We start from the raw sequence: 21,570 nt of genomic DNA, 5'->3' as shown, positions 1-21,570 counted from the left end.
CCCGCGCGCCCGTGTCCATCGAGCGATTCACGAGCAGCGGGAGCAGCATGTCCACGCCTGAGCCGACGCAGCGGGACGAGCCGGCGGAGACGGCCACCGGAGCGCCGGCGGCCGAGGAGGAGGCGCCGCGCGCGGCGTCCCGGCTGGATCTCCTGCCCAGCCCGGTCTTCGTGCTGATCCTGGGCCTCACGGGGATCGCCGGCTGGCTGTCGTGGACCCGGGGCGAGGAGGCGTGGTTCGACGGCGGCACCGTCTACGCGCCGTTCGTGCTGATCCTCGGGGCGTGGATCGTCTCGATCACCCTGCACGAGTACGTCCACTCCGTGCTCGCCTACCGCTTCGGCGACCGCGCGCTGCGCGGCAGCGGCTACCTCAGGCTCAACCCCTTCGGGTTCCGCGAGCTGTTCGCCGGACTGCTCATGCCGGTGGCGTTCCTGGTGCTCGGCGGGTTCGGCATGACCGGCCCGGCGCTGCACCTGGACCGCTCGGCCGTCGGGAGCAGGGCCGGGCGCAGCCTGATCGCGCTGGCCGGCCCGGTGCTGAACCTCGTCCTCGCGCTCGCGCTCGTCCTGGTCGTCAACGCGCTCATCCCCGAGGGTTCGGCCACCAACAACTGGCTGATCGTCGGCCTGATGTACGTCTGCTTCCTCAACGTCACCGCCGCGCTGATCAACCTGCTGCCGGTCCCCGGCACGGACGGCTTCGACGCCATCGCGCCCTACCTGCCGGAGAAGGCGGCCGGCCTGGCGAGGAGCGCGGGGATCTTCGGCGTGATCGCGGTGTTCGCCGTGCTGTGGCTCCCCGGGGTGCACACGGCGTTCCTCGACCTGATGTACACCCTGCTGGGACTGGTCGGCCTCAACGAGACCTACATCGGTTTCGGTCAGTTGCTGTTCCAGTTCTGGGTGGGCTGAGGCCGCCGCACCGGAGCGGGCGGGGTCAGCACCGTCGCCAGCACCACGGCGGTGATCCCGCCGTACAGGAAGCCGTAGTTGACGGCGGCCGCGGTCATCACGACGTCGCCCGCCGAGGAGTGCCCCACGATCGCGAAGCCCGCGGCCGCCCAGCCCGCCGCGGGCAGGCCCGCGCCCAGCCTGGAGCCCATGCCCCACCCGGCGACGCGGCAGCCGAGGAACAGCAGGACCAGCAGCAGCACCAGGGCGGCGACGGCCAGGGCCTGACCGATCGGGCCGACCTGCCACAACCATGCCAGCCAGCTCGCCGACAGCCCGCACACGATGCCCGCGACGAAGCCCAGCACCAGCAGGACCGCGTAGCCGGCCACCCCGACGAGGGTGCCGAGCACGTGCTGCGGGGAGCCGCCGACGGCGCGGCCGACCCGACGCGCCGCTGAGTCCGGTGAGGAAGTAGCCACGATGGAAGCGTAGCCACCCTCCCCGCCACCGCGTCACCAGGGCGAGCGGGCGGTGCGGATCAGGCGAACAGGTCGGGCTCGAAGCCGTCGGGACCCGGGCGCGACGCGGGGCCGCGCAGCAGGATGAAGTACTCCACGGCGCTGATCTCCTGCGCGATGTCGTTGGACAGCGCGAACCGCTCGCCCTCGACGCTGATCTGGGTGGCGTGCGCCCGCATGGCCAGCGCCTTCGCCGCCCAGTAGGGGGTGGCGTCGATGCGCGTGGTGACCAGCTTGTCGGGGGTCCCCGGCGCGATGTCGCCGATCGAGGCCGGCGGGGTGAACGGACCCGGTTCGGCCCGGAGGCGCCGCACGGACTCCTCCAGCACCGAACGGGGCTGGGCGATGGCGTAGAGCTTGCGCGTCTGCCAGGGCGAGCCGGGCAGGGTGCGCTGGGCCGCCCTGGTGAAGGCCCGCTTGGCCACCCGGTGGGCCTGGATGTGGTCGGGGTGCCCGTAACCGCCGTTGTCGTCGTAGCTGACCATGACGTCGGGCCGCACTTCGCGGATGATCTCCGCCAGTTCGTGCGCCGCCTCCTCGACGTCGGCCCGCCAGAAGCACGCGGGATCGTCGTTGCTCGGGGCGCCCATCATGCCGGAGTCGCGGTAGCGCCCGGGACCGCCGAGGAACCGGTGGTCGCGCACGCCCATGGTGAAGCAGGCCTTGTCCAGTTCCCCGATCCGGTGCTCGCCGAGCCCGCCCTCGCGGTCGCCGGCCAGGTGCGCGAGCCCGGGCGGGATGATCTCGCCCTCCTCGCCGAGCGTGCAGGTGACCAGGGTGACCTCGGCGCCCTCGGCCGCGTACTTGGCCATGGTCGCCCCGGTGACGATGCTCTCGTCATCGGGATGGGCATGGACCAGCAGCAAGCGGCGACCTGTCATAGGGGCGACGATACCGGGTCTGCGGCGGCCGCTCCGGGCCGTCACCGCCGCAGCGGCCGTCGAGCGTTCCCGGCCCGCCACCACCGGGGAAGCGCCGCGCACTGCCACAATCGGCTCATGAGTTTTCCTCGGCAACAGGCGCGGACGCGGCGGTTCAGCCTCGGCGTCCCGCGGGCATTCCAGATCTCCCCGGACGGACAGCGGGTCACCTTCCTGCGGGGCAGGCACAGCACCGACGGCGCGACCTGCCTATGGCTGCTGGAGCTCGACAGCGGCCGGGAACGCGTCATCGCCGACCCGCGCGAGATCGGACGGATCGACGAGGACCTCCCGCCGGAGGAGCGAGCGCGCAGGGAGCGGCTGCGCGAGACGGGCGGCGGAATCGTCGCCTACAGCGTCGACGACTCGTTCACCCGGGTGGCCTTCACGCTGTCGGGCCGGCTCTACTACGCGGACCTGGCCGGTGACGACAACGCGCCGCGCGAGCTCCCGGCCGTCTCCCCCGTCGTCGACCCGGTGATCGATCCCCGGGGCGACTCGGTCGCCTACGTGAGCGGCGGCGCGGTCCACGTCATCGAGATCGGCGGCGGCGCCGACCGGATGCTGGCCGCCCCCGACGGCGAGAACGTCACCTGGGGCCTGGCCGAGTTCATCGCGGCCGAGGAGATGGGCCGCTACCGCGGCATGTGGTGGGCGCCGGACGGTTCGTCGCTGCTGGCGACCCGGGTGGACGACTCCCCCGTCACCCGCTGGCACATCAGCGACCCCGCCAATCCCGAGACCGAGGCCCAGGTCATCGCCTACCCGGCCGCGGGTACCGCCAACGCCGACGTGCGCCTGGCCGTGCTGCCGGTCACGGGGCCGGAGGCCGGGCGGGGGTCGGCGGAGGGGCCGGGAAGCCCGCCGCCCGTGGAGCCGCGCTGGATCGAGTGGGACCGCGCGGCGCTGCCCTACCTGGTGACGGCCCACTGGACCACCGGCCCCGAGGGCACGCCGACCGTGGTCTTCACCGCGCAGAGCCGCGACCAGCGCACCATGACCGTGTTCAGCGCCGATCCCGCCACCGGCCTGGTCTTCGAACTGCTGTCGGAGGGCGACGAGCGGTGGGTGGAGATCATGCCGGGCGTTCCGGCGTTCACCGAGAGCGGGCGGCTGCTGTGGATCGGCGTCCGCGGGGAGGAGCGGGAGCGGCGCCTCTACGCCGGCGAGGACCTCGTCAGCGCGCCGGGGCACTACGTCCGCTCGGTCGTGGACGTGGACGGCGACCGGGTGCTGTACTCCGCTTCGGCGGCCGGCGCCGCGGACGAGGTGTCGCTGTGGCTGCTGGACCTCAAGGAGCACTTCACCAAGCCGGTGGAGTTCCCCGGGGCCGACGGCGGCGGCCTGCACTCCGGCCGGCTGCGCGGGGACACCCTGGTCGTGCAGCGCCGGGACATGGAGACCGACGGCGTGCGCACGGCCGTGATCCGCGGCGCCGGCACCGAGACCCGTCAGGAGACCGGCGAGATCGCCTCCGTCGCCGAACGGCCGGACCTGCCCGCTCCGAACGTGCGGATCTGGGCTGCCGGCGAGCGCGGTATCCCCGCCGCGCTGGTGCTGCCGTCCTGGTACGAGCCGGGCTCGGGCCCGCTGCCGGTCCTCATGGACCCCTACGGCGGTCCGCACGCTCAGCGGGTGGTGCGGGCCCGCGGGGCCTACCTGACCTCGCAGTGGTTCGCCGAGCAGGGCTTCGCCGTGCTGATCGCCGACGGCCGGGGCACGCCGGGCATCGGGGTGGAGTGGGAGCAGGCCGTCCACGGCGACCTCGCGACGCCCGTTCTGGAGGACCAGGTCGCCGCGCTGCACGATGCGGCCGAGCGCTTCGGCGGCCTCGATCTGGACCGCGTCGCCGTTCGCGGCTGGTCCTTCGGCGGCTACCTGGCGGCGCTGGCCGTGCTGCGGCGGCCCGACGTCTTCCACGCGGCCGTGGCCGGCGCCCCGGTGACCGACTGGCGCCTCTACGACACCCACTACACCGAGCGCTACCTCGGCCTGCCGCAGGAGGACGCGGTGTGCTATGAGCGGAGCTCGCTGCCCGCCGACGCGCAGAAGCTCAGCCGCCCGCTGATGCTGATCCACGGCCTGGCCGACGACAACGTGGTGTTCGCGCACTCGCAGCGGCTGTCAACGGCCCTGCTGGCCGCCGGAAGGCCCCACACGGTGCTGCCGCTGTCGGGCATCACCCACATGCCCACGGAGGAGGCCACGGCGGAGAACCTGCTGCTCCTGCAGGTGGAGTTCCTGCGCGACGCACTGGGGGCGGAGACCGGGCCGCGGCGCGCCGGGGGTGAGTAGGGGATTCGGAACCTCAGGGGGTTGGTAAGGCCCGCCCCAGGAGGGAGGGCGCGCGGGTGGGCGATCTCTTTGGGGGCCTTCGGCCACAAGAGAGGATCGCCCGGTCACCGCGGATCCCTCCTTCGGCTGAGGTCTCAAGACTCCTTGGGATCAGAGCCCCTCAATGGGCAAGAAACGTGGCCGGATCCGGCCACACCTCCCCCTCTTCGGTGGACGTGGCCCCACTGCGGCGGCCGGTCGTCGGCCGCCGGTCCCCGCGCAGCTCGCGCCGCGGTTCACGGGCGCGGCCCGAGTCACGGACCGTGACCAAAGTGACATGTGATGATTTTTTCGCTTTGTGTTGCCTCTGTTGCGAAGCGAGTCCGGTGACCTATCGTTTCCCATCGTTTACCTACCGTCCGGTAAACGCGGTCGGCGCGCCCCTCAGCGGGCGTCCGCCGATCGAGGGAGCCGCGTTGAGTCCCCGCTCGTCTGCGCGGTTCCCACCCTTTTCCACAATCCGAAAGGGCAGGGAATGAAACAACGTAGGAAGAAGCCCGCGGCCCGGTTCGCGCTCGGCGGCGCAACGGCGGCGTTCGGCCTGGTCGCCGTGGCCGTGGCCGCACCGCTGGTGTCGTCCGGGTCCGACCTGGCCGACGCGTCGCTGGCGTCGGCCGAGACCGGAGCCGGTGACGGCGCGTCGGAGCGGTTGAGCGCGATGCAGCGCGACCTCGGCCTCTCCTCCCCGGCCGAGGCCGAGCGGCTCCTCGCCCAGGAACAGGACGCCCGTGTCCTGGAGTCCGAGCTGCGCGAGTCGCTCGGCGAGGCGTTCGGCGGCAGCACGTTCGACGGCGAGACCGGCGAACTGATCGTCTCGGTCACCGACGAAGGCGCCGTGGACGAGGTGCGCGAGGCCGGCGCAGACCCGCGGGTCGTGACCTACGGCGAGGAGACCCTCGACGGCGTGGTCGCCGACCTCAACGCGCACGCCCCCGACAGCGAGCAGGGCGTGACCGGCTGGTACGTCGACACCGCCGACGACTCCGTGGTCATCACGGTCGAAGAGGGCGAGAGCCCCGCGGCCGAGAAGCTCATGGCCGACGCCGGTGTGAGCGGCGGTGCCGTGCGCGTCGAGGAGTCGTCGGAGCAGCCGCGGCTCTTCGCCGACATCGTGGGCGGCGACCCGTACTTCATCGGCGGGACCGGCCGCTGCTCGATCGGCTTCGCGGTGGAGGGCGGCTTCGTGACCGCCGGTCACTGCGGCCCTGAGGGGACCAGCGCGCAGAGCGAGGACGGCAGCGGCACCGGAACCGTGGCCGACTCGGTCTTCCCCGGCAGTGACATGGGCTTCGTCCAGGTCGACGGCGGATGGAACCCCACCCCGACCGTGAACGACTACCAGGGCGGCACCATCACCATCACCGGCTCCCAGGAGGCCGGCCCCGGTGATTCGGTCTGCCGATCCGGCTCCACGACCGGCGTGTTCTGCGGCATCATCGAGTCCGAGAACCAGACGGTGGTCTACCCCGAGGGCTCGGTGTCCGGTCTGACCCGCACCGACGTCTGCGCCGAGCCGGGCGACTCCGGCGGCTCCTGGTACAGCGGTGACCAGGCCCAGGGCGTCACCTCGGGCGGATCCGGCAACTGCACCACCGGCGGGGTCACCTTCTTCCAGCCGGTGAACCCGATCCTCGACCGGTTCGGGCTCACGCTCGTCACCGGCTGACCGGTAGCGGCGGAGGGAGCCCCGGCGTCCGTCGCGGCGCCGGGGCTCCCCGCATTCAGGCACTCTCTGTAGCGACCGGTCGACCGCGCGGAGCGGTCCGCCCTCCGTGTGATCCCACAAACAGCGGGCGACCCGAAAAGTGGCCGAATCCGGCCAGTCAACCCTCTTGCGCAAGCGTCGCGATCACCACTCACATTCGCGCCGAATCCGGGGAGACGCCCAGCCACATCGCGTTTTACCCGGCCCTCCCGCGGCCGCCCCCGGCCCTGAAGCGACACAGCCATGATCGTCTGGACATGTCGTCTTTTTTTCTCTTTGTACTTGGGCTGTTGCGAACTGTATTCCATGACTTATTGTTTCCAATCGTTTACCGAATGTCCGGTAAACGACGGTTGGCGTCCAATCCCACAAGGAGGGCGCCGATCGGGGAAGCGCGCTGAGTCCCCGCTCATTAGCGCGACTCCCCGCCCTTGTTAACCCCCAAGAAAGGGCAGGTCATGAGGAAGTCCCCCATCATCCGCGCCGTCGGAGGCGCGGCCATCACCTTCGGGCTGGTGATCGCCGCGGCACCGTTCGCCTCGGCCGACTCCGGCTCCGAGACGACCGCCGGCTCGGTCGGCCAGCTCGGCGCGATGCAGCGCGATCTCGGGCTGTCCGCCACCGAGGCGACCGCACTCCTGGACCAGGAGGAGCAGGCGCGGACCCTGGAAGGCGAACTGCGCGAAACGCTCGGCGGCGACTTCGGCGGCGCCGTCTTCGACATCGAGAGCGGTGAGCTCACCGTCTCGGTCACCGACGAGGACGCCGTGGACGAGGTGCGCGAGGCCGGCGCCGAAGCGGAGGTCGTCACCTACGGTGAGCAGCGGCTCGACGCCATCGTCGACGACCTCAACGCCACCGAGGACACGGCCGACGAGTCCGTGACCGGCTGGTACGTCGACACCGCCGACGACTCCGTGGTGGTCACCGTCATGGAGGGCGAGGAGGCCGCCGCCGAGAAGCTCATCGCAACGGCCGACGTCGAGGGCACGGCGGTCCGCGTCGAGGAGACCACCGAACAGCCCGAGACCTTCGCCGACATCATCGGCGGCAACGCCTACTACCCCGGCAGCAGCCGCTGCTCGATCGGCTTCGCCGTCCAGGGCGGCTTCGTGACGGCCGGACACTGCGGTTCCACCGGCACCCGGACCAGCAGCCCCAGCGGCACCGTCGCCGGCTCCTGGTTCCCCGGCCGGGACATGGGCTGGGTGCGCACCGGCTCCGGCGACACCCCGCGCCCCTGGGTGAACAACTACCGCGGCGGCTACGTCACGGTGGCCGGCTCCCAGGAGGCCGGCATCGGCTCCTCGGTCTGCCGGTCCGGCTCCACCACCGGCTGGCACTGCGGCACCATCCAGTCCAAGAACCAGACCGTCCGCTACTCCCAGGGCAGCGTCTACGGCCTGACCCGCACCAGCGCCTGCGCCGAGCCCGGCGACTCCGGCGGCTCCTGGGTCACCGGTAACCAGGCCCAGGGCGTCACCTCCGGCGGCTCCGGCAACTGCACCTGGGGCGGCACGACCTACTTCCAGCCCGTCAACCCGATCCTCAGCCAGTACGGCCTGAGGCTCGTCACCGGCTAACCCCGCGAAACCGAGAGTCCCCGGCGCCTTCCCCCCAAGGCGTCGGGGATCTCGCGCATCGGCCCGGTTGCGCGAGGCCGGCCGGCACGTCCATCCATCCCCGTGCCGGCCGGTGTCCATCCCGCCCCGCGTGCCCGGGCACGCCCCCGCATGACAGCCCATAATCTGGCGGTATGCGTCTTCTCCCGGCCGCCCTCCTCGACGTCGTCTGCGTACTGGCGTTCGTGCTGATCGGGCGCTCCAGCCATGAGGAGGGCAACGCCCTCCTCGGCATCGTGGACACGGCGTGGCCGTTCGCGCTCGGCCTGGCCGTCGGCTGGCTCGCGACCAGGGCGTGGCGCGCGCCCGCCCGCCTGGTCGGCACCGGACTCGGAGTATGGGTGGTCACCGTCGCCGGCGGCCTGCTGCTGCGCGTCGCGACCGGCGACGGGGCTCCGGTCTCCTTCGCCGTCGTCACCTCGCTGTTCCTCGGCGCGACCCTGCTCGGCTGGCGCGCGGCGGCGCTGCTGATCGAGCGCAGGGCGCGGCGCGCCCCGACCGCCGGCCCCCGCTGACCGATCGGACACCGTGCGCAGCAGAGACGACCCGTGGGCGACGGTCCGCGCCGACCACGAGGTCCTCGCCGTCGCCCGCAGCGTCCCGGCGGCCAACCGGCTGCTCGACGTCGTCCAGTTGTTCGGCGGTGACGACCGCGTCGAGGTCGCGTTCACCGTCCCCGAGGGCTCGGTGTCGCAGGCCGGGGTCGAAGGGCTGCTGCGCGACGCCGGGGTCGAGCGGATCGAGCCGTGGCCGTCGGTCGCGGCCGACGCGGACCGGTTCGCCCTGGCCCTGGCCGCCAGCCCCAAGGGAGGGCTGCACCGGATCGCCGCGCCCCTGGTCCTCATGCCGCACGGCGCCGGGCACAACCGGTTGGTGGGAGACCTGCCGGGGGACCTCCCGGTCGCCTCGGGGCTGGCCCCCGAACAGCTCCTGCACGACGGCCGGGTGGTGCCGGAACGGATCGCGCTGCCCCACTCCGAGCAGCTCGCCCGGCTGAAGCTGAGCTGTCCCGCGGCGGCGGAGCGCGCGGTCGTCGTGGGCGACCCCTGCTATGACCGGATGCTCGCCAACGCCGGGCGGCGCGAGCGCTATCGCCGGGCGCTGGGGGCGGCCGGCGGGAGCCGACTGGTCGCGGTGTCGTCCACGTGGAACCGCCGCTCGCTGCTCGGCGGGCGGCGCGACACCGTGCGCGACCTCCTCGCCGAGCTGCCCTCCGACGAATACCGGGTCGCCCTGATCACCCACCCCAACATCTGGTACCGGCACGGCCGCGCCCAACTGGAGCTGTGGCTCGCCGACGAGATCGAGGCGGGGCTGCGGCTGGTTCCGCCGCACGAGGGCTGGCGCGCGGCGCTGATCGGCGCCGATGTCGTCGTCGGCGACCACGGATCGGTGACCTACTACGCGGCGGCGCTGGGCCGCCCCGTGCTGCTGGCCGCCTCCGACACCGGGGAACTGGATCCGGATTCGCCTCTGGTGGGGTTCGTGCGCGGCGCCCCGCGGCTGCTCCGGCGCACCGGCCTGCGCGGCCAGATCGAGGCGGCGCGAGGCTCCGCGCCCGAGGGCGCGGCGGAGCTGATGATGGAGTACCACGGCAGATCCGCCGAACGGATGCGCGCCCTGCTGTACGACCTGCTCGGCATCGCCCCGCCGCCGCGGCCCGCGCGGTTCTCCCCGTTGGCCGGACCCCGGACGGAGGAGCCGGACGTCACCGCGTGGCGGGTGGCGGCCGAGATCGACCGGGACGGTGGGGCGGCGGTGATCCGCGTGACCCGCTACCCCGCGGCGGTCACCGGGCCGCATCCGGACCGGTTCCTACTGGTCGACGAGGAGGACACCGCGATGGAGCGGCGGGAGACCGCGCAGGTGCGGGCGCACCGGCCGGTCTCCGGCGACCCCGTGGCCTGGGTGCGCGGGGTGCTGGACGGCGGCCGCTGCGCGCTCGCCGCGGCGGCGGGCACGCCCGGCGAGGTCGTGCTGTGCGCGCGTGCCGGCGGGTGGCTGCGGGTCCGCTCGGAGACCGGCGCCGACCTGGACGCCGCCGTGGTCGCCGCGGCGGCCCACGCCTGGACCGCCTCAGGGCGCGCGCTGCGGGAATGGGACAGCGGGGTGCGCATCACCGCGGGCGGCGGCGAGATCCCGGTCAGGGGTACCCCCCCCCGATGATTTCAGGCCGCCCGCCTGAGCCGGACGGGACACCGTCGGGCTCCGCCCGCGCGCTCACGGACGGTCCCGGTCCAATCGGTGGTCCAGTCGGCGGTCCAGCTCGACCGCCCGGGGCAGGCGATGGGCCGCGTAGAGGTCGCGGGCACGGGTCAGGAACACCCGCCACTGGCCGTCGTCACCGGCCCGTTCGGCGAGTTCGGCCTGGACCTCCTGGGCCTGCGCCTCCTTCACCCCCTGTCCCCTCCGCCTCATGAACGCGGTGGCGGAGACGGCGAACGGCTCGGCCGCGGCGTCGTCCCCCAGGACCATGAGGGTGCGCGCCAGGGCGAGCTTGACGCGGGCCCGGAGCAGCTCCCAGCCGTCGCGGGCGCGCCGACCGGCGTCCTCGTTCGCCGCGAGCCAGGCGCCGGTGCGGCCCAGCGCCTCCCGCAGTTCGGCCAGCGACCGCTCGGCGTCCCCCGCGTCGCGGCACAGGTCACCGAGCTGGTAGGTCTGCAGGGCCGCACCGCGCGGGTTCCCGGCCTCCTCGTGGATCGCGCGCGCCTCGGCGAGGTCGCGGATGGCCGCGGCGTACTCCCCGCCCGCCTTGTGCGCGAGCGCCGACCCTTCGAGCAGCACCGCCAGGTGGTCGCGCGCCTGCGCGTCGCCGGCGACGGCCGCCCGCGCCGCGCGCAACTGCGCCCGGGCCCGTTCCAGCTCGCCCGGCTCGGTCCCGGCCAGCTCGATGTGGATCCGGGCCCGGTAGTTGCGCAGCCGCGCGGCGACGCCGGGCGGCATGCCCGGGTCGCCGGTCGCCAGCCTGATGAGGCGGTCCAGGACCGTGGCTCCCAGCGCGTGCCGTTTGCGCGCGTGCACCAGCGGCCACAGGCTCTCCCCCAGGACCACGGCCTCGCGGTGCAGGCCCTCCTGCAGCGCGATGGCGATGACGTGCGGGAACGCGGGGCCCTCGGCGTCCAGCCAGTCGAGCCCGTCGCGGGGCGCCGCGAACGGGTCCGGACCGGGATCGAGGCCGAGGTGGGGGCCGCCGATGAGCCGCGAGGCCAGGAGGCGGTCGCCGTAGGCGCACCGGTCGGCGTGCGCGGCGGTACGCCGGTACCAGTGGACGATGCGGCGGCGCGCCTCCTCGCGGTCCCGCGTTCCCGTGGCGCGCGCCCGTTCTCCTGCGTTGTCCGCGGCGAGCGCGGTGAAGGCGTGCCGCCGCAGCGACGCGGGCGGCGCGGGACCGTCGCCGGGTTCCGGCACCTGGACGAGGCAGGCCGCGCGCAGCGCCTCGCACGCCTCCCGTGCCGCGCCCGGTGAGCCGAGGATCGCGTCGGCCAGCCCGGGCGAGAACTCCCGGACACCGAGTCCGCCCAGTTCACCGAGCCCGGCGTAGAGGGTCGCGGCCGTGTCGTTCAGGGTCGAGCGGGCCAGGTCGAAGACGGCCCGCAGCCGCTCCTCACCGGCGTAGGCGTCGATGGCGGGGATCCGCCCTCCGGCACCGCCGAGCCGGTCCACGACCTCGGCGACGGAGGCCTCGGGCCGTGAAGTGAGGTGGGCCGCGATGATCCGCAGCGCCAGCGGCAGACCACCGCACGACCGGACCAGTGCGGCCGTGGCCGCGGGGTCGGCGACGACGCGGTCCGTCACGTGGGAGAAGGCGGTGAGCAGCGTGCGGCCGTCGTCCTCGGCCAGCCCGTCGAGGCGGAACACCTCGGCGCCGTCCGCGACCAACTGCGGGATCTCCCCGCGACTGGTCACCAGCAGCAGGCTGCCGCCGACACCGGGACGGAAGGCCCTGACCTCGTCGGCGGTGGCGGCGCCGTCGATCATGACGAGCACCCCGCGGTCCACCGTGACCTCCCGGAACCGCTCGGAACGGGAGCGCGCCCCGGGCGGGACGTCCTCCGCGGCCACGCCGAGGGCTGCGAGGAACTTCGCGAGCACCCCGCTGATGTCGAGCCCGCCGCGGCGGCGATGGTCGTCGAGGTCGGCGTAGAGGCCGCCGCCGGGAAAGCGCCCTCTTTTCGCCAGCGCGAGTTCGATCCCGAGTGCGCTCTTACCGATGCCCCCGATCCCCGTCAACAGCGCCATTCCGGGGCGGCCGCCCTGCTGCACCTCGTCCACCAGCGAATACAGCCGCTCCTTCGCGCGGTCGCGATCGACGAATCCGAGATTGTAGGCCGGAATCTGCCACGGCGGCGGCGTTTCCCTCGGCTTTTCCAGGTGCATCGTGACATCGCGGGCCTGGACCAGGGTGTGCACGTCGTCCCCCGCCCACTCGTTGTGGTGCGCCCCTGGCAATGCCGTACCTCCTGCGACGCGTGGCGGAATCGTCTGGCCGATCCTATTCGCCGCACCGGACGCCCTCTGGACAACAGCGGGAAATGGCCGGACCCGGACCCGAGGTCGGTCCTGTGGTCCCAGGGTCGGGATCGGGGTCGAGTCCGCCTCCGGGACCGAGTTCGAGCCCGGGAGTGAAGTCGAGTCCGGAAGCACTGCCGGAGAACTCCGAAATTCCACCGACTTGATTCACCTATTGGGTGGTGGGGTGGTTGTGGGCCTCCATGCGCGAGGGCGGGAGCGGGTACGGCACGTTCCGGATGGCCGCCTCACTTCAGAACCCTGCCCCCCAAACCACCCGCCACCCGCCCACCCGACAAGCAACCCCGAGCCCACTCCCGCCGTCGCCGCCCGCCTGAACCCGATCCCAGTCGGCCTGACCCGGGCAGGAAGCCCATTGCCCCTTTCCCCTCTTCCCTCTCCACTGGACTCTCCCCGAACTTCCTGCGACTTCCTCCGGCTTCCTCCTTCCTCCGGGCGGAACCGCTCAAAGGCCGCGCTCCTGCATGGCCCTACCATTCGAGGGGAAGGCTGGTCCCTGCCCGCTTCTCGGTCCCTTCCCTACTCCCTTCCGTTCGCGCATTTCTCGATTCCCGCTCCCGTATCCCGGTTCTCGGGTTACCGGACTCCTTTGGAGTGCTCATGGACGAGGTCACCCTCGCAATCGCCGCCGCGGTCGCCGGAAAGGTCGGTGAGTCGCTGACCGAAAGCGCCAAGGACGCGCTGAAGAGACTCCGCCGGGTCCTGCGCGAACGGTTCCGCGGTACCCCCGATGCGCAGGCCGCGCTGGAGGCCGCCCAGGACGACCCCGACGACCAGGCGGCGGTGCGCGAACTGGCCGAGCACATCACCGTCACCGAAGTGGACGACGCCGAGGTCAAGGGGTTGACCGACGAACTCCGTCCGCACTTCAGCGCCGGAGACGTCGTCAACACGGTGAACGGCGACGTCAGCGGCAACGTGGTACAAGCCCGCGACATCCACGGCGGTATCCGCCTGTAACGCCCGTCGAGCGCGTCGCCGCCCGCGTTCGCGGTGGTGCGGGAGGACCGGCTCGGTGAACGGGGCCGTCCAGGACGGCTCCGGAACCCGCCGCGGAGAGCTGTCAGACGGGCCCCTCCCGGACTGCGGTTTACTGGGGCGATGGTGGGTGAGGAAGAGATCCGGGAGGACGAGATCCGGGCGGCCCACGTCGGCTCCGCCCCGCGCCTCGACGGGCAGGTCCGGCTGGCCGAGTACGATCCCGGCTGGCCCGATGCCTATGAGCGGGAGGCGGCGCGCGTGCGTGAGGCGCTGGGCGCCGCCGTGCTGGTGCTCGAGCACGTCGGCTCCACGTCCGTGCCCGGATTGCCGGCCAAGCCCGTGCTCGACCTGCTCCTGGTGCTGCGCGACTCGGCCGACGAGGCGGCCTACCTGCCCGCGCTGGAGGCGGCGGGCTACCGCATCGCCGTCCGCGAGCCGGACTGGTTCGAGCACCGGCTGCTGCGCCGCCCCGGAGGGCCGGCGCTGAACCTGCACGTGTTCTCCGCGGGCTGCCCGGAGATCGAGCGCATGCTGCTGTTCCGCGACCGGCTGCGCGCCGACGAAGCCGACCGCGAGCTCTACGCCCGCGCCAAGCGCGGACTCGCCGAGCGCACCTGGACCTACGTGCAGAACTACGCCGACGCCAAGTCGCAGGTGGTCGAGGAGATCATCACCCGAGCACGGGCCGCCGACAGCTGAAGGCCGTCGCGCGATCCCGCCGAACGCGTCCGGCCGCCGATCACGGCCACCAACGCGGAATGATTCGGCCGATTTTCCACAGGGCGAAGAGTCTGCGGAAGCGGACGATGCAGACCGCCGCGCGGGCGGGCGGGGTGGATCGGTCCTTCGGCTTGTCTAGGCTGTAGCGCGTGAGTGAGCAGGTCGTTTCGTCTTCTGTGCCCGGATCCGCCCCTGGAGCCGTCTCCGCATCCGGATCCGCCCCGGTATCCGGGGCCGCCTCCACCGCCGGTCCCGCCTCCACCGCCGATCGGCCCGTGGTCGGCGTCGGCCCTTGGGAGGGGCCGTGGCCGGCGGAGGAGCGCTACGATCCCGAGCTGCTCGCCGAGGGCGATCGGCGCAACGTCGTCGACGAGTACCGGTACTGGCGGCGCGAGGCGATCGTCGCCGATCTCGACACCAGGCGGCATCCGTTCCACGTGGCCGTGGAGAACTGGGAGCACGACTTCAACATCGGCTCGGTCGTGCGCACCGCCAACGCCTTCTGCGCCGAGGCCGTGCACATCGTCGGACGGCGCCGTTGGAACCGCCGGGGAGCCATGGTCACGGAGCGCTACCAGCACGTCCACCACCACCCCGACACCGCGGCGCTGGTGGCGTGGGCCGTCGAGCGGAACCTGCCCCTCATCGGGATCGACAACCTGCCCGGCTCGGTGCCGCTGGAGACCCACCCGCTCCCCCGCGCCTGCGTCCTGGTGTTCGGCCAGGAGGGCCCCGGCCTGTCGGAGGAGGTCCGCGACGTGTGCGGCGCCGTGCTGTCCATCGCCCAGTTCGGTTCCACCCGCTCCATCAACGCCGGGGCCGCGGCCGCGATCGCGATGCACGCCTGGGTGCGGGCGCACGTGTTCGACCAGCCGGTCACCGGGTGACTCGGCGACCTTCGGGTCAGAGCAGCGCGGGGGCCGGTTCGCGCCATTGCGGCATCGGCGGCGCCGCCGGGTCGCGCGTCAGCACCTGCAGGCAGACGTGGTCGGCGCCGGCGTCGATGTGCTGCCGGACGCGCTCGCGGACCGCTTCGACGTCCCCGTACACGACGATCGCGTCCACCAGCCGCCTGCTCGGGCCTGCGACGATGTCGTCGTCGCCGAAGCCGAGCCGCCGCACGTTCGCCTCCTGGTGGGGCGCCATCGAGACAACGCCTCACCGAGCGTGCGTCCCGCGGCGGCCATGGCGATCGGGTCCCGGAAGGCGATGTCGGCGATGCCCGACGCGACGGTGATACGCCGGGTCGCCGACAGCAGCAGCCACGCCTGTCCCACCGTGTCGCGTCCGAACGCCTCCCTGTACCAGATCGCGCGGTCGGGAACCGCCCGCGCGGACCTGTCCCCCGGCGACCTCGTCCAGCTCGTCCTCGGGATCGCGCTGTCCACCGCGCGCAGCGGCGACGCCGGTCAGCCCGGCCGACTGCTCGCACCGGTGCTCGACGCCGTGCACGGGCCGGGCGGTCGCGCGGGCGTGCGAGCCCTGAGGGCGCCGTCGGCGTCGGCGGCTCGGGACGCTAACCCGTGATGCTGGGGCTGCCGGTCACCTCCTGCAGGAAGGCGCGCCCCTTCTCCTCGCTGGTGACCCACTTGTCGAAGTCGGCGGGGTCGTTGAAGCCGTTGATGAACCGGTCGGCGATCGCCTGGTGGGCGTTGCCGGCGATGTAGAGCTCCAGCAGGTAGGGCGGCGGGGCCAGCAGCGTCGCGGCGACCGTGCCCGCCAGGTAGTGGGCGTAGTCCCAGAACTCGTCGAAGGTCCGGTGCATGAAGTCCTCGTCGAAGGGCCTGCCGTCCTGGGCGAGGATGTTGCGCAGCGCGATCTCGGCGCTCTTGCTGGCGTTGTTGGCGTCCTGGCACATCGCGGGCTGGGAGACCAGCACGGTGTCACCGAGGCCCATGACCTTTCCGCCGGAGGGCAGGTGCGCCACCGGGTGGCGCACCAGCGGGGTGGAGTAGTCCACCGCCACCGACCGCGGGTCGGCCAGCTCGGCGCCGGCGAACCGCGCGTGCTGCTCCGGCAGGTGCTCCTTGAGCACGTCCAGCATCAGGTCCAGGTGCTCTTGGGGCCGGATCCGCGAGGGCCAGGTGGACAGCTTCCCGCCTTCCTGGCCGATGAGGTAGATGAGCTGGCACGGCCCGGTCACCGAGAGCGTCGGGATGGTGACGAGGAACCCGAACTCGGGGTCGAGGTGGATCTCGGCCAATTCGGGCTCGGGGTCGTCGGAGCCCCGGACGTAGGCCAGCGGCGTGATGTTGGCGGGCACGTCGGGCAGCGTGCGCTCGGTGTTGGGGGCGAACATCTCCGCCAGGCCCGAGTGGCCGGCCGCCACGACGGTCAGGTCGTACATTCCGGCCAGGACGTCGAGATCGGAGCTTGTCACGGGGTGGACGACGACCTTGCCGCCCTGCTCCTCGAACATCTCCTGCCAGACCGGCATCTTCAGCCGCTCGTCCAGGGACTGCGCGGGGGAGTGGATCCGCCCCACCCAGTCGAACCCGGGGACGCCGAGGTCGGGGTAGCCGCCGAAACTGTAGCGGCAGCGCCGCAGCTTCGGCGCCTCCTCGTCCCACTGGGCCAGGCCGTATTCGCGTTCGAACGTCAGCGCGTCGGCGAACTGGGCCTGGATCGACACGGCGCGGCCGTTGCGCACCTCCTCCGCCGTGCGCGCGGTCATGAGGGTGACGTCGTAGTCGTGCCGGAGCAGCCCCAGGGCCAGCTGGAGCCCGGCCTGTCCACCGCCGACAATCAGTATCTTGCGCATCGTCTGGTTCCACATCCGCAGTCATCGTGGACCGGCCGCGCCGGCCGGGTCGTCGACCGAGGGGCCCGTGCGCCCTCTGCGTTCCCAAGGGGTGTCGGACCACCGTGATCAGGGCACCAGGGCCGGGGCCTTCTGGTAGGCCATGGAGTGGCGGACGAGCTGGGCGAGCAGTCCGGCGCTCTCCTTCCGGCTGCGGGCGTCGCAGGTCACGATCGGCACCTCGGGGCCGAGGGCCAGGGCGTCCCGGACGTCCTCGACCGCGTGCATCGGCAGCCCCTCGAAGCGGTTGAGCGCGATCATGAACGGCATGTCGCAGTACTTCTCGAAGTAGTCGATGGCCTGGAAGGAGTCGGCGAGCCGGCGGGTGTCGGCGAGCACGATCCCGCCGAGGGCGCCGCGCACCAGGTCCTCCCACATGAACCAGAACCGCGCCTGGCCCGGGGTGCCGAAGACGTAGAGGATGAGGTCCTCTTCGATGGTGAGCCGGCCGAAGTCCATGGCGACGGTCGTCGTGGTCTTGTCCGGGGTGCTGCTCAGGTCGTCGTGGGGGGCGCCGGCCTGCGTCATGATCGCCTCGGTGTTCACCGGCGGGATCTCTGAAATCGCTCCGACCAGGGTCGTCTTCCCGACGCCGAATCCGCCGGCGATGACGATCTTCGCCGACATCGTGCTCGGGGAGTCCGAGAAGCTACTGGGCGATCGCATCGAGCCCATGAAGGATCCTCTCCAAAAGGTTGCGGTGCGACGACTCGTCGCTGCGGACCGTTGCGTGGATCGCGACGCGCCCTTGGTCGGCGAGGTCGTTGATCAGGATGCGGACGACGCCCAGGGGCATCTTCAGGCTCGCCGCGATCTCGGTCACCGACTTGGCCTTCTCGCAGATGAGGTAGATGTCGCGCTGCTCCGGCGTCAGCTCGGTGAAGCCGGTGGTGTTCACGCCGATCGCGGAAACAAGTGTCTCGAGTAGCAGGGGGCTGCGGGACCGGGTGCGCCCGCCCGTCAGACTGAACGAGCGGATCCGGTCACTCCTCCCCGGGTGCGCGGTCAATTCGATCGTCTCCTCGTTGGTCACCGACTCCGGTTCGCCGGTGTGTCGTCGGGCGAGCGGCGGTCAGTAGACGACGGCGTCCCTGAGCTGGTTGCGGAGCCCGGGGGTGAGGACGTGCCCCGCCTTCTCCACGAGCAGCGCCATCTGATAGGCGATGAGCTTCGTGTCGCTCTTCTCCTGGGCCAGGACGGTGAAGCAGCAGCTGTCGGCGATCGTGGTGATGAAGAGGAAGCCCCGCTGCATGCGGACGATCGTCTGCTCGTAGCGCCCCTGGTCGAAGAGGTCGGACACTCCTTGAGCCAGGCTGAGCAGGCCGCTGGCCACCGCGGAGAGCTGTTCGGCCCGCTCGGTTTCGAGTCCGTCGGCGGCCGCCAGGAGGAGGCCGTCGCTGGAGACCACGATGGCGTGCTTGACGCCGGGAACGTCCCGGACGAAATTGTTGATCAGCCAACTGAACTTCTCGACCTCGGTCGGGGCCCCCGTCATTCCACGTCTCTTTTCTCTGCGGCTCCGGTGTCCTGCGCGTTCCCTGCGACTCCGGTGTCCTCCGCGTCCTCGGCGCCCCCGTCGGCCCCCGCCGGCTCCGCTGCCCCGGCGGTCCCCGCCGTTCCCGCGGGTTCCGGGGCCGAGGCCGAGGCCGGGGCCGGGGCGTCCTCGCCGACCGGCTGCTCCGGCTGCTCGTCCCGCCGCTGCGCGGCCTCCTCCCGCCACTCCTGCTGCCCGCTGAGGAATCCGCTGAGCTCCTCGCGGATGCGCTCGGCGTAGCTCCTGGTCTCCTCGGACACGGATCCGGGATCGGATTCGCCCCGCTGCCCGCGCACGGCCACGTACTCGTCGCCGTCGGCCGCGGAGGGGTCGGGCGCGCTCCGCGGAGGCTGCGGGGTCTGCGGGGTCCGCTGCGGGAGCCCCGGGAGCTCCCCGCTCGTCTCGATCGGGGCGGCGTGCGCGGGTTTGCGGACGGGTTGCCGGCGCGGCAGCTCCGGCAGCGGTTCCGAGGCCGCGTCCCGCCCCGGCTCCCGGTCGGTGGCGGCGTCGCCGGATGCGGCGTCGCCGTTGGCGCTGGTGTTCACTCCGCTGTCCTCCCGCCGGTCGGAGGGGTGCTGGTCACCGACCACGCGCAGTCCCGCGGCGCCGCGTCCGGGGTCGCGCTTGGGGAGCGGGGGCAGCGGCTGGTCGGGGCCGACGGACGCGGATGCGGCCTCGGAGGCCTGTGCGGGCCGCGGCGGGGCCTGCTCCGCCGCGGGCCGCGGCTGCGCTGCGGCCGGCTCCCGGGGCTGCGCTGCGCCGTCCCCGGTGCGCTGGTCGATGCGCACCACGTCGGCCGGGACCTGGACGAAGCCGCTGGTGCCGCTGAACGGGCGGGTCTGGAGCTGGACGAGGACGCCGTTGCGGTGGGCCAGCAGGCCGACGACGAAGAGCCCCATGTGCCGGATCGACTCCTCGGTGAGCACCGGGGGTTCGCGCAGGTCGCTGTTGATCCGGGCGAGCTTGTCCTGCGGCATGCCGATGCCGTCGTCGGCGACCTCCAGGACCACCGATCCGTCGTCCATGTAGCGGCCGCGGACCGTGACGAAGAAGTTCTCCGAGGAGTTGGAGACGGCGTTGTCCATCAGCTCGGCCAGCAGGTGGCTGAGGTCGTCGGCCGTGCGCTCTCGCACGAACACCTGGGGCATCTCCTGGATCCGGACCCTGGTGTACTGGGTGATCTCCGAGATCGCCGCGCGGACGACGTCGTAGAGCAGCACCGGCTCCCTGTGCGGGGGCTCGACCGATTCCCCGGCCATGACGAGCAGGTTCTCGCAGTTGCGGCGCATCCGGGTGCCCAGGTGGTCGACCTGGTAGAGGATGTCGAGGAGAGCGGGGTCCTCCTCCCGCTGCTCCAGTCGCTGGATCAGCAGCAGCAGCGATTCCACCAGGGTGAGGTCGCGCATCGCCAGGTTCGCCAGCGCCCTGGGCAGCAGGACCTGCTGCCCACCGCCCGCCGGCGCCGCCGGACTCGGGGCCTCGGGAGCGTGGGCCTGCGGGGCAGGAGCCTGCGGGGCTGCGGCCTCGGGAACCGGGGGCCGGGGGGCCTCGGTCGCGGGCGCCGCGGCCTCGGGGGCCGGCGCGGGCGGCCCGGATCCGGGGATGGGTGAGGGCTCGGGGGCGGGAACGGGGAACGGCGCGGGGGCCTGGACCGGCATCGGCTGCGGGACCGCCTGCTGCGGGGAGGTCATGGAGTGGCCGGGATGGGGCTGCTGGACCGGTGGCGGGTATCCGGGCACGCCCTGGGGAGCGGCGGGCGGGGGCTGGTAGCCCTGAGGGGCTTGCGGATGCCGCCCCGAATAGGGGTCGTAATAGGAGGGGTCGTAGGCGGGGGCGGGCGGCGGCTGGGTGTGCTCGCCGCCCCGGTTGCGCCCGAACATCCGCCTCCACACCGAGGGGCGGGGCTGCTGCTGCGGGTAGACCTGCGGGTAGGCATGCGGATCCTCGGCGCGCGGCGCGGCCGGAGCAGCGTTCGGATCGGCGGGATAGCCGTTGTGGGCGCCCGGCGCGCCGGGTTCGGCTCGCGCCGGAACGGGTCCTGTTCTCTGCTCTGGCCAGGCCGAATACTCCAAAACCGATCTCCTTAACGAACCAGGACAGTTGCGGTGTCGGCGCCCGTGCGCGCATCAGACCGGGGGATTCCCGACCAGCGGACGAATTCTCTGCAAGTTCTCTGAAACGGCACACATCATGGCACTCATGCCCATCGCCGGTCGGCCCGGACTCGCCGTCGCGTGCTGGACAGCACCGATCAGACCCATCCGGATGACCGATTTGATCGGCATCGCGCTTCGGAACCGAGCGACAAAACCCCCAAATGGGCGATATCCCTCTTCGCTTAGCGAACTCAACGTTCGCTGAGCGAACCCACACCACAATAAAGTGATGAACACCACATTTCATTCGCGGCGTCGCTGAGCTAGACGGATGTCCCTGAAGAGGCGTTTAGCGATCGATCGGAATTGGCATGGTCTGTCGTGTTCTCACACACCGTGTCCGGGCGGAACACCCGTGTGAGCCTCTCCCCGAGTCGAAGGACACCATGACGACACCGACCATCCCGGTATCCGAGATCGACATCTTCTCCGATCCGGTGCTCACCGATCCCTACGCCGTGTACGAGGAGCTGCGCGCCGCCGGGCCTGTGGTCCACCTGCCGACCCACGACCTGTGGGCGCTGGCGCGCTACGACGAGGTGCGTGCGGCACTGCACGACCACGAGCTGTTCAAGTCGAGCGAGGGCATCGCGTTCAACCCCGACATCAACGGCGCCCTCGCTGGAACGATGATCGCGACGGACCCGCCGGACCACCACCGGCTGCGCCAGGTCGTCTCCGGCCTGCTCGGGCCGCGCGCGCTGCGCGACATCAAGGGCGACATCGAGGGCCAGGCCACCGAACTCGTGGCCGAACTCGTCGAGCGGGGCCGCTTCGACGCCGTCACCGACCTCGCCAAGAGGTTCATCAGCACGGTGATCGTCGAGCTCACCGGCTTCCCCCGGACAGCCGCG

General features: G+C 72.3%; 19 protein-coding genes. 10 read left to right on the top strand and 9 right to left on the bottom strand.

The annotated features are described in order from the left end of the window. Positions 1-47: 47 nt before the first annotated feature. Positions 48-914, top strand: a complete 867-nt coding sequence (locus tag HDA32_RS04005; protein ID WP_246334223.1) for a site-2 protease family protein — start codon at positions 48-50, stop codon at positions 912-914. Here the strand turns inward: HDA32_RS04005 and HDA32_RS04000 are convergent. Both HDA32_RS04000 and mshB read right to left on the bottom strand, forming a co-directional pair. Continuing rightward, positions 884-1,375, bottom strand: a complete 492-nt coding sequence (locus HDA32_RS04000) for a hypothetical protein (protein ID WP_179641872.1) — start codon at positions 1,373-1,375, stop codon at positions 884-886. The two genes, HDA32_RS04005 and HDA32_RS04000, sit on opposite strands and share 31 nt — an antisense overlap. A gap of 59 nt (positions 1,376-1,434) precedes the next feature. Further along, positions 1,435-2,295, bottom strand: coding sequence for an N-acetyl-1-D-myo-inositol-2-amino-2-deoxy-alpha-D-glucopyranoside deacetylase (gene mshB / locus HDA32_RS03995; RefSeq protein WP_179641871.1), 861 nt, complete (start codon positions 2,293-2,295; stop codon positions 1,435-1,437). A gap of 117 nt (positions 2,296-2,412) precedes the next feature. On the opposite strand from mshB, the gene HDA32_RS03990 reads away from it, so the two are divergent. The 5 genes from HDA32_RS03990 (at position 2,413) to HDA32_RS03970 (ending at position 10,161) form a co-directional block, all read left to right on the top strand. Next, a complete protein-coding gene (locus tag HDA32_RS03990; RefSeq protein WP_179641870.1) occupies positions 2,413-4,629 on the top strand; it encodes a S9 family peptidase in 2,217 nt (738 codons plus the stop codon). A 514-nt stretch (positions 4,630-5,143) separates the two neighbouring features. Then, positions 5,144-6,334, top strand: coding sequence for a S1 family peptidase (locus tag HDA32_RS03985; RefSeq protein ID WP_179641869.1), 1,191 nt, complete (start codon positions 5,144-5,146; stop codon positions 6,332-6,334). A 497-nt stretch (positions 6,335-6,831) separates the two neighbouring features. Continuing rightward, positions 6,832-7,956 carry a S1 family peptidase gene (locus HDA32_RS03980; protein ID WP_179641868.1) on the top strand — a complete coding sequence of 375 codons (1,125 nt, stop codon included), beginning with the start codon at positions 6,832-6,834 and terminating at the stop codon, positions 7,954-7,956. 173 nt (positions 7,957-8,129) lie between these two features. Beyond that, complete coding sequence (locus HDA32_RS03975) at positions 8,130-8,510, top strand: DUF3054 domain-containing protein (RefSeq protein ID WP_179641867.1); 381 nt, start codon at positions 8,130-8,132, stop codon at positions 8,508-8,510. Positions 8,511-8,523: 13 nt separating this feature from the next. Continuing rightward, positions 8,524-10,161 (top strand): CDP-glycerol glycerophosphotransferase family protein, encoded by a 1,638-nt coding sequence (locus HDA32_RS03970; protein WP_179641866.1) that lies wholly within the window; start codon positions 8,524-8,526, stop codon positions 10,159-10,161. Between the two features lie 54 nt (positions 10,162-10,215). Here HDA32_RS03970 and HDA32_RS03965 read toward each other — a convergent pair whose 3' ends face one another. Further along, positions 10,216-12,444 (bottom strand): NB-ARC domain-containing protein, encoded by a 2,229-nt coding sequence (locus tag HDA32_RS03965; RefSeq protein ID WP_179641865.1) that lies wholly within the window; start codon positions 12,442-12,444, stop codon positions 10,216-10,218. Positions 12,445-13,125: 681 nt separating this feature from the next. Here HDA32_RS03965 and HDA32_RS03960 point away from each other — a divergent pair. The 3 genes from HDA32_RS03960 to HDA32_RS03950 all read left to right on the top strand — a co-directional run bounded on the left by HDA32_RS03960 (position 13,126) and on the right by HDA32_RS03950 (position 15,113). Further along, entirely contained in the window at positions 13,126-13,485 is a 360-nt protein-coding gene (locus HDA32_RS03960; protein ID WP_179641864.1) for a Het-E N-terminal domain-containing protein, read from the top strand. 141 nt (positions 13,486-13,626) lie between these two features. Further along, positions 13,627-14,205: a GrpB family protein gene (locus HDA32_RS03955; RefSeq protein WP_179641863.1), complete on the top strand. Its 579-nt coding sequence runs from the start codon at positions 13,627-13,629 to the stop codon at positions 14,203-14,205. A gap of 296 nt (positions 14,206-14,501) precedes the next feature. Then, positions 14,502-15,113 carry a TrmH family RNA methyltransferase gene (locus tag HDA32_RS03950; RefSeq protein WP_312863397.1) on the top strand — a complete coding sequence of 204 codons (612 nt, stop codon included), beginning with the start codon at positions 14,502-14,504 and terminating at the stop codon, positions 15,111-15,113. Positions 15,114-15,129: 16 nt separating this feature from the next. On the opposite strand, the gene HDA32_RS30150 is transcribed toward HDA32_RS03950, so the two are convergent. Beyond that, complete coding sequence (locus tag HDA32_RS30150) at positions 15,130-15,372, bottom strand: LLM class oxidoreductase (RefSeq protein WP_218882322.1); 243 nt, start codon at positions 15,370-15,372, stop codon at positions 15,130-15,132. A gap of 72 nt (positions 15,373-15,444) precedes the next feature. On the opposite strand from HDA32_RS30150, the gene HDA32_RS30145 reads away from it, so the two are divergent. Further along, positions 15,445-15,753 (top strand): hypothetical protein, encoded by a 309-nt coding sequence (locus HDA32_RS30145; protein WP_218882321.1) that lies wholly within the window; start codon positions 15,445-15,447, stop codon positions 15,751-15,753. Here HDA32_RS30145 and HDA32_RS03935 read toward each other — a convergent pair. The 5 genes from HDA32_RS03935 to HDA32_RS03915 all read right to left on the bottom strand — a co-directional run bounded on the left by HDA32_RS03935 (position 15,743) and on the right by HDA32_RS03915 (position 20,632). Then, complete coding sequence (locus HDA32_RS03935) at positions 15,743-16,987, bottom strand: styrene monooxygenase/indole monooxygenase family protein (RefSeq protein ID WP_179641862.1); 1,245 nt, start codon at positions 16,985-16,987, stop codon at positions 15,743-15,745. The two genes, HDA32_RS30145 and HDA32_RS03935, sit on opposite strands and share 11 nt — an antisense overlap. A gap of 108 nt (positions 16,988-17,095) precedes the next feature. Continuing rightward, on the bottom strand, positions 17,096-17,653 hold the full coding sequence (locus HDA32_RS03930) for a GTP-binding protein (protein ID WP_218882761.1): 558 nt from the start codon (positions 17,651-17,653) through the stop codon (positions 17,096-17,098). A 22-nt stretch (positions 17,654-17,675) separates the two neighbouring features. Then, positions 17,676-18,059 carry a DUF742 domain-containing protein gene (locus tag HDA32_RS03925; protein WP_218882320.1) on the bottom strand — a complete coding sequence of 128 codons (384 nt, stop codon included), beginning with the start codon at positions 18,057-18,059 and terminating at the stop codon, positions 17,676-17,678. A gap of 39 nt (positions 18,060-18,098) precedes the next feature. Then, entirely contained in the window at positions 18,099-18,521 is a 423-nt protein-coding gene (locus tag HDA32_RS03920; protein ID WP_179641861.1) for a roadblock/LC7 domain-containing protein, read from the bottom strand. Continuing rightward, on the bottom strand, positions 18,518-20,632 hold the full coding sequence (locus HDA32_RS03915; protein ID WP_179641860.1) for a sensor histidine kinase: 2,115 nt from the start codon (positions 20,630-20,632) through the stop codon (positions 18,518-18,520). The genes HDA32_RS03920 and HDA32_RS03915 overlap by 4 nt, the downstream gene beginning before the upstream one ends. Positions 20,633-21,570: the final 938 nt, after the last annotated feature.

Origin of the sequence: Spinactinospora alkalitolerans (assembly GCF_013408795.1) — a bacterium.
Taxonomy (GTDB): Bacteria; Actinomycetota; Actinomycetes; order Streptosporangiales; family Streptosporangiaceae; genus Spinactinospora; species Spinactinospora alkalitolerans.
Note: the sequence above shows the minus strand (reverse complement) of the source record. Positions and strands in the feature narration are given on the sequence as shown.